This window comes from Acidovorax sp. SRB_24, from assembly GCF_012931925.1.
In genome coordinates this window covers 28584-43391 of sequence record NZ_MWOM01000031.1, presented here as the reverse complement: position 1 = coordinate 43391, position 14808 = coordinate 28584, and the positions used below count along the sequence as shown (strand labels likewise).

The window sequence follows — 14808 nt, the reverse complement described above, 5'->3', positions numbered from 1 at the left end:
CGGCGGGGGCCTTGCCCAGCAGCAGGGTGCCGATGCGCTCGGCCGCCTGCTCCAGCGGCGCCTGCACCTGTTCGGCCTGCAGCAGGCCACGGCGCAGCAGCAGCAGGGTCTTGACGGCCGTGAGCTGCGCCAGCAGCTGGTAGCCGCGCGCCTGCAGGTGCTCGAGCGCCGCCAGCGGCGGGCGCACGGCGCGCGGCTCGGCCAGCGAGCGCTGCGTGGCCTGCACCAGCGCCGAGAGGCTGTCGTAGGCCTCGCGCCGCGCCAGGCGCCAGGCCAGCTCGGGCGCGTTGTCCACCGCCTGCAGCTGGCCCAGGCCCAGCGACACGCGCGCATGCTGGGCCTGTGCGGCCAGCGTGCGCGCCACCAGCGCGGGCAGCTGCGTGCGCTCCCACGACGGCAGCACATAGGAAAAGGCCCAGGCGATGCCGGTGCCGATCAGCGTGTCGGCCACGCGCTCGAGCAGCGCAAACGCGGTGCTGCCCCCGTTGTTGAGCATGTGCGCCTGCAACAGGCCCAGCGTGGTCGCAGCCACTGCCGTGACCAGGTAGCGGCGCACCGCAAAGCCATGGGCCACGCCCTGCGCCAGCGTGATCCAGATGACCAGCGCCAGCGGCGGCAGGTGGGCCGACAGCAGGCCCAGCGCCAGCACGCAGCCCAGCAAGGTGCCCGCCACCCGGCTGTTGCGCCGCTCCAGCGTCTGCGCCAGGCTGCCGCGCAGCACCACCACGATCGTCACCAGCATCCAATAAGGATGTGTGCCCCAGGGCAGCAGCTGCGCCACGGCGTAGCCGGCCGCAATCGCCAGCGCGGCGCGCATGGCGTGGCGCAGCGCCGGCGCCTCCCAGCGCCACAGGCCGGCGAACGGCCGCCACGACCAGGTGGTCGGGCTGACAAACATCTGCCAGTTGGCGCGCACGACCGCCAGATCGGGCTCGGCCTCGCCGCGCGCCAGCGCGATCAGGCTCAGCACCTCGTCGTTGATGTGGCCGATGCGCGCGGCCAGGCCGCGCGCCAGCAGCGAGGGCGTGAAACCCGCACCTTCGGTCTCGTGGGGCAGCGCGGCGCCGACCAGCCGCGGGCGCAGGCTCGGGAACGGCGTAGGCCGGCGGCCCAGCAGCAAGGCATCGGCCAGCCGGGCTACCTCGGCGGTCAGGGCCTGCAGCACGGCGCGCTGGCCCGCCAGGGCCGACGCCTGGCCCGGCTGGGCGCGCACGGCGTCCAGGTCCAGCTCGCAGGCCAGCAGGTGGTCGCGCATTTCGAGCACCTGCACCAGCATGCCGGCCAGGCGCTGGCGGCGCGGCGTGTTCGGCGACTCGAGCACGACGTCGCGCGCCGCCTGCAGCTGCTCGGCCAGGGCGGCATGCTGGCGCAGCAGCTGGCCCGTGAGCGGCGCCGGCGCGCTGCCGGGCCGGATCGGGGCGAACTGGCGCGCCTGCACGCGCAGCAGCGCGGCGACAGACAGCAAGGCGTCGGCCAGCAGCTGCACGCGGTAGCGCGCGTTGAACAGCCGGTTGATCAGCAGCGCATACGGCAGGTAGAGCACCGCGCCGAGGCCGAAATACAGCGTGGTCGACAGCGCCGCCGCCAGGGCGTCGCCCCCCTGGTGGACCGGCACGGCCATGGCGAACACCGTGGCCAGCATGATCGCGATGGCGACCGGCGCGCCGCGTTTGCCCCAGGCCATGCCCAGAAAGACCAGGAAGGTGGCCGGCACCAGCAGCAGGCCCAGCGCCAGCGGGGAGGCGTACAGCAGCTGCACCGCAAAGAACAGCGGCATGCTCAGCAGCGGGGCCGGGAGCATCTGCCAGAACTTGCCGCGCTGCGGTGCCACGTTGTCGGGCGGAATCGCCACGATCACGCCCACGGTGGCCGTCGCTGCCGCGAGCGCGCCCAGCCACAGGTGCACCGCGGTCGAGATCAGCAGCAGGCCCAGGGCCCCGGCCAGGCCGTTGAGCACGTAATGGCTCAGGGCCACGCGCCGCATCGCACGGATGCGTGCCGCCATGCGCAGGCGCAGTGCGGTGCGGGTGCTCATGGCCGAATGCGCCGGTGCCCGCGGCGGCCGATCAGCCCAGGCCCTGGGCGGCCATGTAGTGCTGGCGCCACTCTTCGAACGGCAGCGTGTCGCCATCCTCGATGGCCTTCTGGGCCGCCAGCGACTGCTCGGCCAGCGCGGCGTGGTGCGCCTGCTGCTCTGCGCTCCAGGGCAGGGCCAGCAGCGCGTCGCGCGCGCGCTCGGACTGGCCCAGCGCAAAGCCCGTGAAGCTGTTGCCGTGGGCGCGGGCCATCTGCGCGAGCACGCGCGCCGAGGGCGTTTGCGCCGGCTGCGCCAGCAGCGCGCACGCGCTGGCCAGGGCAGCGCTGTAGTCGCTGCTTGCGTGCGTGGCGTCGAGCGCTGCGGCCAGCGGCACGCATTCGCCCAGCACCTGCGCGGCCCAGTCGACCAGCGGCACGCTCTGCCCGTTGCGCAGCAGGCGCAGGCCGGGCTCGCGCCCGCGCGCGGCCGTGAGGTGCTGGTTGTGCTGGAGTTCGGTGATCTCGGCCGGCGTGTCGGGCGGGCTGTCGGACAGCAGGCAGTGCAGCAGGAACACGTCGAGCAGGCGCATGGTCTCGGCCGTGATGCCCACGGACACGAACGGGTCGAGGTCCATCAGGCGCACCTCGACATATTCGACGCCGCGCTCGCGCAGCGCGTGCAGCGGGCGCTCGCCGGGCTGGATCACGCGCTTGGGGCGGATCGTGCCGTAGAACTCGTTCTCGATCTGCAGCAGGCTGGTGCCCAGCTGGTTGTAGTCGCCGCCGGGGTTGCGGATGCCGACGGCCTCGTAGGCCGGATAGGGCTGCGTGAGCGCCTCGTGCAGCGAATCGGCGTAGCCCTGCAGGCCGTTGTAGCTCACGGCCAGCGTGGCCTGCGCGTCGCTCTGGTAGCCCAGGCGCCCCATGCGCAGCGACGTCGCATGCGGCAGGTACAGCGCCTGGTCGCTCAGGCGCTGCAGCGCGTGCGGGCGGCCCTGGGCAAAGCACGGGCACAGCGCGGGCGAGGCGCCGAACAGGTACAGCAGCACGAAGGCATGCCGGCGGAAGTTGCGGATCAGCGCGAAATACTGCTCGCTGTCCACGCCCGGCATGGACCAGTTGTAGTGGATGCCGCAGATGGTCTGCATGCGCCGGCCGTAGCGGTGGCCCAGTCCCATGCGGTAGACGCTCTTGGCGCGGCCGACGTTGGAGCTGCCGTAGCGCGCCAGCGGAATGGTCTCGTCGGTGGGCAGGCGGCACGGCATGCTCGACGCCCACAGCATCTCGTCGCCCTGCTCGCGCAGCGCGCGCAGCGCGAACTGGTGCACTTGCGTGAGCTCGTCCAGGCAGTCCTGCACGCCCCGGTGGGCGCCGGTGATCAGCTCGATCTGCGACTCGCTGTAGTCGGTGGTGATGTTCGGGTGCGTCAGCGCCGAGCCCAGCGCCGCGGGGTGCGGCGTCAGGGCCAGGTCGCCGGTGGGCAGCACGCGCAGCCCCTCCTTTTCGATGCCGCGGCGGATGCCTGCCAGGCGTTCGGGGGGCTGCGCGTCGATTTTTTGCTGCAAGGTGCTCATGGGTCGTGGCCGATCTTTTGGGTCGGCCGGAACTTAGCACGGCCAGCCCGGGCCCGCTTGGCGCTGCCTCAAGGGCCGCGCGGATGGCGGAAAACACGCAGCGCGCGAGCGCAGCACCCGCAAACTGTGCTGCACCGGCACGGCGTGCGGCCCGGTGCGCGGCTCAGCCGCGGGCCGCCAGCGCCTTCTGCACCTCGGCACTGCCCTGTGCGGCGCCGCTGCCGGGCACCTGCTCGCCCGCGCGCGCGGTCACCTCGGCCAGGCGCGCGGCCAAGTGCTCGGGCACATCGGCGCCCTGGCCCAGGTGGATGCCCTGCGTGAGCGTGATGTGCGCGGCCTCGAAGCTGCCTGCGCCCGCGCACAGGATGGCGCGCGTCGGCGCGCTCTCGTGCGCCAGCACCAGCATCGCAGGCACCACGGCCTCGGACTTCAGCGCATCGAGCACCTCTTGCGGCATCAGGCCCTCGGTCATGCGCGTGGCGGCCGTGGGCGCCAGGGCGTTGACGCGGATGTTGTACTTGTCGCCCTCGATCGCCAGCGTCTGCATCAGCCCCACCTGCGCCAGCTTGGCCGCGCCGTAGTTGGCCTGGCCGAAGTTGCCGTAGAGGCCGGTGGACGAGGTCGTCATGACGATGCGGCCGTATTGCTGCGCCACCATGTGCGGCCACACGGCCTTGCAGCAGTAGGCCGCGCCCATCAGGTGCACATCGACCACGAGGCGGAAGTCGGCCATGTCCATCTTGGCGAACGATTTGTCGCGCAGGATGCCGGCGTTGTTGACCAGCACATCGACCCGGCCCCAGGCATCGACGGCCTGCTGCACCATGGCCTGCACGGCGGCAAAGTCGGTCACCGACGCGCCATTGGCCAGCGCCTCGCCGCCGGCGGCGCGGATTTCGTCCACCACCGCCTGCGCCGCGCTCGCCGAGCCCCCCTCGCCATGCACGCTGCCGCCGAGGTCGTTGACCAGCACCCTGGCGCCGCGTGCCGCCAATGCCAGCGCATGCTGGCGGCCCAGGCCGCCGCCGGCGCCCGTCACGATGGCCACACGGCCCTTGAAATCGATGTCCATACCGCAGTCGCTCCCTGATTCTGTGAATGTGGAAAATGGGCGCCACCGCTTGCGGCTGCGCCCCGCGCCGCACTCTACGCCACCCCCCAGCGCCCACCAGTCCACCGCGTGACTGCCGGCGCCGCCGAAAGCCCATGCCATGCAGCCCGCTGCCCACGCCGCCCCCGAAACGCCCCGCGCCTCCGCCACGGTGGTCTTGCTGCGCGACACGCCGGAGCAGATGCAGGTGCTGCTGCTGCGCCGCCATGCCAAGGCCTCGAACATGGCGGGCGTGTATGTGTTTCCCGGCGGCAAGCTCGACGCCGCGGACGCGCAACTCGACGCCGCCACCTGCCTGGACCAGACACCCTGCGCGCTGCAGGCCGGCCTGAACGAGCCGGGCACCGACGTGCCCACCGCGGCCGGCCTCTACGTGGCGGCGCTGCGCGAGGCGCTCGAGGAATGCGGCCTGCTGCTGGCCGAGCCGGCCGGCGCGCCGCAGCGCGTCGATGCGCTGCGCGCCCGCGCGCTGCTGCAGGCCGGGCTGCCGTTCGCCGCGGTGCTGGCCACGCTGGGGCTGCGCCTGCAGACGCGCCAGCTCGCGCCGTGGTCGCGCTGGATCACGCCGCTGGCGCCGTCGATGGCCTCGCGGCGCTTTGACACGCGCTTTTTCGTGGCCCAGGCGCCGGCCGACCAGACCGCCCTGCACGACAACGCGGAAACCACCGACAGCGTGTGGCTGGCGCCGCGCACGGCGCTGGAGCAGTACCGCGACGGCCGCATCGACCTGGCGCCGCCGCAGATCATGAGCCTGGCGCACCTGGCACGCCACGCCAGCGTGCGCAGCGTGCTCGATGCCGCGCGCCGCCAGCGCCCGCCCAGCATCCTGCCCGAGGCGTTCGACCGCGATGGCCTGCGCGTGATTTGCTACCCCGGCGACGCGCACCACACGGTGCCCGAGCGCGCGCTGCCCGGCCCGACGCGGCTGTGCCTGCGCGAGCGCCGCTTCGTGCCGGAGGACGGGTTCGACGCGCTGTTCGACTGAGCGGCCTGCGCACACTCAGGCGCCGGCGGCCACAGCGTCCGGCACATCCACCGCAGGCACCGAATCGACCGCCAGGCTGTAGCGCGGGTCGCGGTGCCAGTCCCAATAGGTCTGCCCGAGCTGGCGCGTGATCGGGCCCGGGGCGCCGCTGCCCACCGGCACGCCATCGACGCGCGTGACCGGCAGCACGCCGCCAGCCGAGCTGGTCACGAACACCTCGCGCGCGCCGCGCAGTTCGCCGGCCGGCAGCGCGCGCAGCTGCAGCGGCAGGCCCCGCGCCTGCGCGATCTCGATCACGGTGCGCCGCGTGATGCCTTCGAGCACGCCGTCCTGCGGCGTGACCAGCACGCCCTGCGCGTTCACGCAGAACAGGTTGAAGCCCGGGCCTTCGACGGCGTGGCCGGCGCTGTCGGTCAGCACCACCGTGTCGCCGCCCGCGTCCAGCGCGCCCAGCAGGCCCATGGTGAGGTCGTTCCAGTGGTAGTTCTTGGCGCGCGGGTCCACGCTGGTGGCCGGAATGCGCTGCACGCGGCTGACGATGAGGTTCAGGCCCTTCTCGCGCTGCTCGGCGTTGGCGATCCACACATAGGGCACAGCGAACGCACAGAACTGGTTGACCGCCAGGCGCGGGTCGCGCGAGCCCCAGGGCGGCTGGCCGCGCGTGGTGACCATTTCCACATAGGCGCTTTGCAGGCCCGACAGGCGCACGCACTGCGCGAGCACCGAGGTGATCTGCGCCGGCGCCAGGCCCGGGTCGAGGCGAAAGCGCGCGCAGCTACGGGCAAAGCGATCGAGGTGGGCGTCGAGGCGGAAGAAGCTGCCGTCCCACACCGTCACCACGTCGTAGGCGGCGTCCGAGCGCAGGAAGCCCCAGTCGGTGATCGGAATGGCGGCCTCGCCGATGGGCACATACTGGCCGCGCACAAAGGCGGCGCCTTGGGAATAATCGCGTAAGGTGGTCATGCCGCGCATTCTGGCCAAGGCGCAGCGGTCCGCCAAGGGTGCTGCCCCTGCTCCACGCGCTGCGCGCTGCCCCTGAGCTACTATACTTTTGATAGCTTTAGACGCATACACAGCAAGCGATAGAGACATTTTTTGCACAAATGCGGCCCCCGGCTGCCCAAGGAGTCCCCCCATGAAAGCCACCTGGAATGGCGTGGTCGTTGCCGAGAGCGACGACACCGTGCTGGTCGAAGGCAACCACTACTTCCCCGAGAGCGCGCTGCGGCACGAATACTTCACCTTCAGCAACCACAAGACCATGTGCCCCTGGAAGGGCCAGGCCACCTACCTGTCGCTGCTGATCAACGGCGAACTCAACCCCGAAGCCGCCTGGACCTATGCCGACCCCAAGCCCGAGGCCGACATGGTGCGCGGCCGCGTGGCGTTCTGGAAAGACGTGCAGGTCACCGAGTGACCCACAGCCTGTGGTTATCCCTGGCGGCGCTGGACAATCTTGTGGACAAGTTTTGGCAAGCCCTGTATGGCACGCGCAAGTGACTGATGCATAAGGACATTCACTGCATTGCCTGTTTTTAAGGCAATCCGCTGGTCCCTATGCCCCGGTTATCCCGGCCGGCACTGGACAATCATGTGGATAACTGCGGACAAGCCTTGTATGGCATCGCCAAGTGCTTGATTTGCAAGGCATTGCGCTGCATCGCCTGTTTTTTAAGCAGCCACAGCCCGCCGCGGAGCGCGCATCCGACGCTCTTTTATTGATAGCTTTCAGCGCTTTCCCCGTCTGCGTTACAGCCACTTTTCCTCTATTTTCATGTCCCTGCCCCAGCACAGCCCTGCCGCCGAGCGCAACCGCGCGCCCATCCTGGCGCACCTGCAAGCCCTGCTGCCGGCCAGCGGCCGGGCCCTCGAAGTGGCCAGCGGCACCGGTCAGCACGTGGCCTGGTTCGCCGCCCACCTGCCGCAATGGACCTGGCAGCCCAGCGATGCGCAAGACGACGCGTTCGCCTCCATCACCGCCTGGTGCGCGCACGCCGGCGCACACAACGTGCTCGCGCCCGTGCTGCTGGACGTGCGGGCGCCGCGCTGGCCCAGCGCCAAGCCGGCCTTTGCCGAGCCGTTCGACCTGGTGTACTGCGCCAACATGCTGCACATCGCGCCCTGGGACTGCTGCGCCGGCCTGATGCAGGGCGCCGCGCGCCACCTCGCGCCGCACGGCCGGCTCGTGACCTATGGGCCCTACCTCGAAGACGGCGTGCCCACCGCGCCCGGCAACCTGGCGTTCGACGCCAACCTGCGCGAGCGCGACCCGGCCTGGGGCATCCGCCGCCTGGAGGATGTGGCGCGCGAAGCCGCCCACGCCGGCCTGCGCCTGGCCGCGCGCCACGCCCTGCCCGCCAACAACCTGCTGCTGGTGTTCGAGCGCCAATCGGTGCCCCACCCTTCCGGCCCACCGCAGGTGGCGTTGGGCTGAAGCCAGCGGGGGGTTCGGCTCGGCGCCGTCGGCCCTGCACGAAGCCTGTCGCCTCCCAGACGGGGCATGGCGTGCGGCAAAGCTTGAAAGCGTCCCGCGGCCCTCCAAGTGGAGGAGGCCTGGCGCGGTTGCCTCGCGCAAGCGCCGCAGCCGCGCGGGGCGAAAGGACTTTGCCGCATGGCCACCAAGCACACCGCAGCCATCCACGTTCTCAAATCCAAGCTCGGCCTGTCCGATGGCGACTACCGCGCGCTGCTGGCCCAATTGACCGGCCAGACCAGCAGCAAGGACATGACGGAGCGCCAGCGGCGCGCCGTGCGCGACCACATGCAGCAGCTGGCCGAGCGCGGGGGCATGGTGCAGCCCACGGTGCACCAGCCCGACGCGCGCGCCCGCTTCGACCCGTTCCAGGCCGCCGCCAGCCCCCAGGAGCGCATGGTCTGGGCGCTGTGGCACCAACTCGGGCGCGAGGGTGTGGTGCGCAACCCCAGCGCGCAGGCGCTCGACGCCTGGGTCCAGCGCACGGTGCACGTGCGCGCGCTGCGTTTTGCCAACGGTGCGCAGCTCAACACGCTGATCGAGGCGCTGAAAGCCTGGAACGAGCGCGGGCACACCCACGGAGGCGGGCACGGACGCTGAAATGTCTGACCGCATGAACCGGGTCCCGCAGTTCGCTGCCATGTGCAGGCCGACGCCGATCCGGGTGCAGTGCGCCGCTTGCATGGACCGCCTGCCCCACCTCCATAATTCCGTTTCGCTGCAGCAAGCGCTGACCCGGTGGTGGGCATGCCTTGGCATCCCCGCGCGCTTCAGCCCTCTCCCTTTGAATCCCATGACCGCATCCCATCTGTCCCCTCTGAGCATCCCGTTCTTCACCGCCCGCACCGAAACCGGCGCGCAGTGCGACGCCTGGCCCGACCAGCCGCTGCTGGTGTCGCTGGAACAAGGCGGCCTCGACTGGCCCAGCTCATGCCGCAACGGCACCTGCCGCACCTGCATCGGCCAGCTGGTCGAGGGCCGCGTGCGCTACGAGATCGAATGGCCGGGCCTGTCGCCCGAAGAGCGCGCAGGCGGCTGCGTGCTGCCCTGCGTGGCCTACCCGGAGACCGACGTGGTGCTCGAAAAGGCCACTGGCTGAGGGCGTGCCCGCGCTGCCCCAGGGACCGCGGCGCCATGCCGCGCCGGCCGCCTTGGCCCCATCGCGCACAAGCCCCGCCGGGCTGCACTAAAATCCCCCCTTTTTGCGGACCGGCGTGCCCAGCACGGACCGGCCCAACGTGCGGCAGCGCCGCATCGCATGTTCTTTGGGGCGTTGCCAAGCGGGTTGCCGCTGCAGCCAACGCCCGCACCGGGGAACCTGCGTTGTACGCTGCGCACCCCCTGCGGCCCCCCCGACGAAAGCCTCCATGACACCCCCCCAACCTCCCGCACCCATCTCGCCGGTGCAAGACATCGTGGCCGAAATGCGCGCCGGGCGCATGGTCATCCTCGTGGACGAGGAAGACCGCGAAAACGAAGGCGACTTGGTGCTGGCCGCCGACCATGTCACGCCCGAGGCCATCAACTTCATGGCGCGCTTTGGCCGCGGCCTGGTCTGCCTGACGCTCACACGCGAGCGCTGCGAGTTCCTGAAGCTCCCGCCCATGGCCGCGCGCAACGGCACCGTCTACAGCACCGCATTCACCGTCTCGATCGAGGCCGCCGAGGGCGTGACCACCGGCATCTCGGCCGCCGACCGCGCGCGCACCATCCAGGTGGCGGTGGCCGCGGGCAGCCGGGCCAGCGACCTGGTGCAGCCCGGCCACATCTTTCCGCTGCAGGCGGTCGATGGCGGCGTGCTCATGCGCGCCGGCCACACCGAGGCAGGCTGCGACCTGGCCGCGCTGGCCGGCTGCAGCCCCGCCGCCGTGATATGCGAGATCATGAAAGACGATGGCACCATGGCGCGCCTGCCCGACCTGCAGGTGTTCGCCGCCGAGCACGGCATCAAGATCGGCACCATCGCCGACCTGATCGAGCACCGCAGCCGCACCGAATCGCTGGTCGAGAAGGTGGGCCAGCGCACGCTGCAGACCGCCTACGGCGAGTTCACCGCCCATGCCTTCCGCGACGAGCCCAGCCAGGCCGTGCACCTTGCGCTCGTCAAGGGCCAGTGGCAGCCCGACCAGGCCGTGCCGGTGCGCGTGCACGAGCCGCTGTCGGTGCTCGATGCGCTGGAAGTGCAGCGCTCCACGCACTCGTGGGGCCTGGACACCAGCCTGCAGTACATCGCCGCGCAGGGCCATGGCGTGGCCGTGCTGCTCAATTGCGGCGAAAGTGCCGAACAGCTTCTGGCGCAGTTCGAGGGCAAGGCCCGCGCGGCCCAGGCGCCCGAGCGTGGCCGCATGGACCTGCGCACCTACGGCGTGGGCGCGCAAATCCTGCGCGAATGCGGCGTGCAAAAAATGCAGCTCATGGGCCAACCCCGCCGCATGCCCAGCATGGCGGGCTACGGACTCGAAATTACCGGTTACATCCCCAAGGAATAAACACATGTTTGGCGCAGACAAAGGAACAGCGGACAGGCTCGATGGCAGCAAGCTGCACATCGGCATCGTCCAGGCCCGCTTCAACGAAGGCATCACCAACGCACTGGCCAGTGCCTGCCGCAGCGAGCTGCTGGCATTGGGCGTGCCCGAGGCGCAGATCACCCACGTGCTGGTGCCGGGCGCGCTCGAAGTGCCCGTGGCGCTGCAGGCCCTGGCCGAGCGCGACCAGTACGACGCGCTGATCGCGCTGGGCTGCATCATCCGCGGCGAGACCTACCACTTCGAACTGGTGGCCAACGAATCGGGCGCGGGCGTGACGCGCATCGCGCTCGACTACCAGGTGCCGGTGGCCAACGCCATCATCACCACCGAAAACCTCGAACAGGCCATCGCCCGCCAGACCGACAAGGGGCGCGATGCGGCCCGCGTCGCCGTCGAAATGGCCAACCTGCTGGAGGACGTGGCGTGAGCGACAGCACTTCCCCCCCGCCGGCCAAGGCGTCCCCCCAGCGCACCGGCCTGACCAGCACCGGGGCGCGCAAGGCGGCGTCCAAGTCCAACCGCAGCCGCGCGCGCGAATTCGTGCTGCAGGCGCTCTACCAGCACCTGGTGGGCCGCAACAGCGCCGAGGCCATCGACGCGTTCACGCGCGACCTCTCGGGCTTCCACAAGGCCGACGCAGCGCACTACAACGCCGTGCTGCACGGCTGCATCAACACGGCCGCCGACCTCGATGCGCTCATCACGCCGGTGCTGGACCGCAAGATGGCCGAGATCTCGCCCATCGAGCACGCCGCCATGTGGATCGGCGTGTTCGAGTTCCAGCACTGCCTGGACGTGCCCTGGCGCGTGGTGCTCAACGAATGCATTGAGCTGGCCAAGGAGTTTGGCGGCACCGACGGCCACAAATACGTGAACGCCGTGCTCGGCGGCCTGGCGCCCCAGCTACGCGCCGCCGAAGTGGCGGCCGACAAGGGCCGGCCCGCGCCGCCCCCCCCGGGCGCCGCTGCGCCGCAGGCCGCTGCGCCGGACGCGCCGCAAGCCTGAGCACTGCGGCGACGCGTGCCGCCTGCCCTTTCGCCCATTCCTGTGACCCCTCCGCGCCCTGCGCGGCCAAGGCCTGTTCCCATGAAGATTTCCCGCCGCGCCGAGCGCATCGAACCGTTTTACGTGATGGAAGTGGCCAAGGCCGCTCAGAGCCTGGCGCGCGAGGTGGCCGGCAGCAGCGAGCCGATGGTCTTCCTGAACATCGGCGAGCCCGACTTCACCGCGCCGCCGCTGGTGCAGGAGGCCGCCACGCGCGCGGTGCACAGCGGCGCCACGCAGTACACGCAGTCGCTGGGGCTCGACGCGCTGCGCGAACGCATCAGCGGCTGGTACGCGCAGCGCTTCGGCGTCCACGTGCCGGCGCGGCGCATCGTCGTCACGGCCGGTGCCTCGGCCGCGCTGCAGCTGGCCTGCCTGGCACTGATCGACGCCGGCGACGAGGTGCTGATGCCCGACCCGAGCTACCCCTGCAACCGCCATTTCGTCAGCGCCGCCGAGGGCACGGCCGTGCTGCTCCCGACCACGGCGGACGAGCGCTACCAGCTCAGCGCCGACAAGGTGCGCGCCGCCTGGAACGACAAGACCCGGGGCGTGCTGCTGGCGTCGCCCTCCAACCCCACGGGCACATCGATCGCGCCCGATGAGCTGCGCAGCATCCACAACGTGGTGCAGGAGCGCGGCGGCGTGACGATGATCGACGAGATCTACCTGGGCCTGTCGTACGACGATGCCTTCGGCCAGACTGCGCTGGCCATCGACGAGAACATCATCAGCATCAACAGCTTCAGCAAGTACTTCAACATGACTGGCTGGCGCCTGGGCTGGATGGTGGTGCCCGAGGTGCTGGTGCCCGTGGTCGAACGCATGGCGCAGAACCTTTTCATCTGCGCCAGCACCATCTCGCAGCACGCCGCGCTGGCCTGCTTCGAGCCCGAAAGCATTGCCGAATACGAGCGCCGCCGCGCCGAGTTCAAGGCCCGGCGCGACTACTTCATCCCCGAGCTGCAGGCGCTGGGCCTGGCGGTGCCGGTGCTGCCCGACGGCGCGTTCTACGCCTGGGCCGACTGCACGCGCGCCGCCGAAAAGCTCGGCGTGCAGGGAAGCTGGGATTTTGCCTACGCGCTCATGCGCCGCGCGCACCTGGCGGTCACGCCGGGGCGTGACTTTGGCAGCTTCGAGCCTGGGCGTTTCGTGCGCTTTTCCACGGCCAACTCGATGGCGCAGTTGCAGGAATCGGTGGCGCGACTGCGCAGGCTGCTGGGCTGAGGAACCCATGCCGTTCATCTGGCCCGTCCGCATTTACTGGGAAGACACCGATGCCGGGGGCATCGTGTTCTATGCCAACTACCTCAAGTTCTTCGAGCGCGCGCGCACCGAGTGGCTGCGCTCGCTCGGGCTCGAACAAAGCCGGCTGCGCGAGCACAGCGGCGGCATGTTCGTCGTCACCGAAGCGCGCGTGCGATACCTGCGCCCGGCGCGCCTCGACGATGAACTCCTTGTTACCGCCCAGCTGCAGGAAGCAGGCCGCGCATCGCTGACAATCAGGCAGCAGGCGCTATTGAAGAATGAGTGCCACAGCGGCCCAGCGCCCACACTCGTCAGCGAAGGCACCATCCGCATCGGCTGGGTGGACGCCGCCAGCCTGCGCCCCGCACGCATCCCGAACTCCCTCCTGGAACAACTCTCATGAATTCCCAAGACATGTCGATCCTGTCGCTGATGCTGAACGCCAGCTGGGTCGTGCAATTCGTCATGCTGCTGCTGCTGGGCGTGTCCGTCGCCAGCTGGGCCGCGATCTTCCGCAAGCTGTTCGCGCTCAAGCGCGTGAACTCGCTCAACGAAGACTTCGAGCGCGACTTCTGGTCGGGCACCAGCCTCAACGACCTCTACGCCAGCGCCGCGCAGAACGCCAAGAACGCCGGCCCCATGGAACGCATCTTCGCCAGCGGCATGCGCGAATACCAGAAGCTGCGCGAGCGCCGCATCATCGACCCCGGCACCCTGCTCGACGGCGCGCGCCGCGCCATGCGCGCGAGCTTCCAGCGCGAGCTGGACGTGATCGAGTCGAGCCTGTCGTTCCTGGCGTCGGTGGGCTCGGTCTCGCCCTACGTGGGCCTGTTTGGCACCATCTGGGGGATCATGCACGCGTTCACGGGCTTTGCCGGCATGGAGCAGGTCACGCTGGCCACCGTGGCGCCCGGCATTGCCGAGGCGCTGGTGGCGACCGCCATCGGCCTGTTCGCCGCCATTCCGGCGGTGATTGCCTACAACCGCTTTGCCCACGACATCGACCGCGTGGCCAACCAGCAGGAGACCTTCATCGAGGAGTTCTCCAACATCCTGCAGCGCAATCTGGGCGCGCAGCCCACCGCCTCGGCCTCGGGCCACTGAAGGAGGAGCCTCTATGCCCGCCATGGCATCCCGCGGCCGCGGCCGCCGCACCATCAACGAGATCAACATGGTGCCCTTCATCGACGTGATGCTGGTGCTGCTGATCATCTTCATGGTGACCGCGCCCATGCTCACGCCCAGCGCCATCAACGTGCCCTCGGTCGGCAAAGGCAGCAAGCCGCCCAAGACCTTTGGCCAGGTGATCGTGCAGCAGGACGGTAGTGTGCAGCTCAAGACCGACGGCAGCGAGCGCCCGCTGACGCTGCAGGCGCTGGGCGAGGCCGCCCGCACCTGGCAGGCCGGGCAACCCGACGACACGGCCATCCTGATCACGGCCGACAAGGGCGTCAGCTACGAAACCGTGGTCAAGGCCATGGACGCGCTGCAGCGCGCCGGCGTGCAGCGCGTCGGCCTGTCCGTGCGCCAGGGCGGCTGAGTCCACGCACGCACCGGCCCCCCTGAACCCATGCAATTTCACGACGATAGAGACCAGTTTGCCCCGCCCCGCCCGCCCGCGCGCCTGCGTGCCGTGGTGCTGGCGGTGCTGGTGCATGCGATGCTGATCGGCGCACTGACCTGGGGCGTAAACTGGAAGAGCGAGAGCGACCAGCCTGCGGTGGAAGCCCAGCTGTGGTCTGCCGTGCCCCAGCAGGCGGCACCGCGCGCCGCCGAGCCCCCGGCGCCCACACCGCAGCCGCCCGAGCCTGTCCAGCCCGCGCCCC

16 protein-coding genes and 1 pseudogene are annotated in these 14808 nt (G+C 70.4%); 13 read left to right on the top strand and 4 right to left on the bottom strand.

Annotation, left to right across the window (positions count from 1 at the left end; translation table 11 throughout):
- The 3 genes from B2J89_RS12350 to B2J89_RS12340 form a co-directional block, all read right to left on the bottom strand.
- Positions 1-2035: FUSC family protein (locus B2J89_RS12350; RefSeq protein ID WP_205763806.1), on the bottom strand; the 2035-nt coding region annotated here is incomplete at its 3' end.
- 31 nt (positions 2036-2066) lie between these two features.
- Positions 2067-3590 (bottom strand): glutamate--cysteine ligase, encoded by a 1524-nt coding sequence (gene gshA / locus B2J89_RS12345; RefSeq protein ID WP_169169385.1) that lies wholly within the window; start codon positions 3588-3590, stop codon positions 2067-2069.
- 163 nt (positions 3591-3753) lie between these two features.
- Complete coding sequence (locus B2J89_RS12340; RefSeq protein ID WP_169169384.1) at positions 3754-4662, bottom strand: SDR family NAD(P)-dependent oxidoreductase; 909 nt, start codon at positions 4660-4662, stop codon at positions 3754-3756.
- 139 nt (positions 4663-4801) lie between these two features.
- On the opposite strand from B2J89_RS12340, the gene B2J89_RS12335 reads away from it, so the two are divergent.
- Complete coding sequence (locus tag B2J89_RS12335; protein ID WP_169169383.1) at positions 4802-5686, top strand: NUDIX hydrolase; 885 nt, start codon at positions 4802-4804, stop codon at positions 5684-5686.
- 15 nt (positions 5687-5701) lie between these two features.
- On the opposite strand, the gene B2J89_RS12330 is transcribed toward B2J89_RS12335, so the two are convergent.
- Positions 5702-6649 carry an aminotransferase class IV gene (locus B2J89_RS12330; protein WP_169169382.1) on the bottom strand — a complete coding sequence of 316 codons (948 nt, stop codon included), beginning with the start codon at positions 6647-6649 and terminating at the stop codon, positions 5702-5704.
- A gap of 172 nt (positions 6650-6821) precedes the next feature.
- On the opposite strand from B2J89_RS12330, the gene B2J89_RS12325 reads away from it, so the two are divergent.
- The 12 genes and pseudogenes from B2J89_RS12325 to B2J89_RS22795 all read left to right on the top strand — a co-directional run.
- Positions 6822-7103 (top strand): DUF427 domain-containing protein, encoded by a 282-nt coding sequence (locus tag B2J89_RS12325; RefSeq protein ID WP_169169381.1) that lies wholly within the window; start codon positions 6822-6824, stop codon positions 7101-7103.
- A 357-nt stretch (positions 7104-7460) separates the two neighbouring features.
- The gene (locus B2J89_RS12320) at positions 7461-8120 is read left to right on the top strand and encodes a DUF938 domain-containing protein (RefSeq protein ID WP_169169380.1); all 660 of its coding nucleotides are present in this window, start codon (positions 7461-7463) and stop codon (positions 8118-8120) included.
- 177 nt (positions 8121-8297) lie between these two features.
- Positions 8298-8759: a regulatory protein GemA gene (locus B2J89_RS12315; RefSeq protein ID WP_169169379.1), complete on the top strand. Its 462-nt coding sequence runs from the start codon at positions 8298-8300 to the stop codon at positions 8757-8759.
- Between the two features lie 193 nt (positions 8760-8952).
- Entirely contained in the window at positions 8953-9258 is a 306-nt protein-coding gene (locus tag B2J89_RS12310; RefSeq protein WP_169169378.1) for a 2Fe-2S iron-sulfur cluster binding domain-containing protein, read from the top strand.
- Between the two features lie 268 nt (positions 9259-9526).
- Positions 9527-10648 (top strand): bifunctional 3,4-dihydroxy-2-butanone-4-phosphate synthase/GTP cyclohydrolase II, encoded by a 1122-nt coding sequence (gene ribBA / locus B2J89_RS12305; protein WP_169169377.1) that lies wholly within the window; start codon positions 9527-9529, stop codon positions 10646-10648.
- Between the two features lie 4 nt (positions 10649-10652).
- Positions 10653-11117, top strand: a complete 465-nt coding sequence (gene ribH / locus B2J89_RS12300; protein WP_169169376.1) for a 6,7-dimethyl-8-ribityllumazine synthase — start codon at positions 10653-10655, stop codon at positions 11115-11117.
- Positions 11114-11695, top strand: a complete 582-nt coding sequence (gene nusB / locus B2J89_RS12295) for a transcription antitermination factor NusB (protein ID WP_169169375.1) — start codon at positions 11114-11116, stop codon at positions 11693-11695. The genes ribH and nusB overlap by 4 nt, the downstream gene beginning before the upstream one ends.
- 81 nt (positions 11696-11776) lie before the next feature.
- The gene (locus B2J89_RS12290; RefSeq protein ID WP_169169374.1) at positions 11777-12961 is read left to right on the top strand and encodes a pyridoxal phosphate-dependent aminotransferase; all 1185 of its coding nucleotides are present in this window, start codon (positions 11777-11779) and stop codon (positions 12959-12961) included.
- 7 nt (positions 12962-12968) lie between these two features.
- The gene (gene ybgC / locus B2J89_RS12285) at positions 12969-13385 is read left to right on the top strand and encodes a tol-pal system-associated acyl-CoA thioesterase (protein ID WP_169169373.1); all 417 of its coding nucleotides are present in this window, start codon (positions 12969-12971) and stop codon (positions 13383-13385) included.
- The gene (tolQ, locus tag B2J89_RS12280) at positions 13382-14086 is read left to right on the top strand and encodes a protein TolQ (protein WP_169169372.1); all 705 of its coding nucleotides are present in this window, start codon (positions 13382-13384) and stop codon (positions 14084-14086) included. Before ybgC ends, tolQ begins: the two co-directional genes overlap by 4 nt.
- 13 nt (positions 14087-14099) lie before the next feature.
- Positions 14100-14522, top strand: a complete 423-nt coding sequence (locus tag B2J89_RS12275) for a biopolymer transporter ExbD (protein ID WP_169169371.1) — start codon at positions 14100-14102, stop codon at positions 14520-14522.
- 30 nt (positions 14523-14552) lie between these two features.
- Positions 14553-14808, top strand: a pseudogene (locus B2J89_RS22795) (protein TolA); the annotation flags it as partial.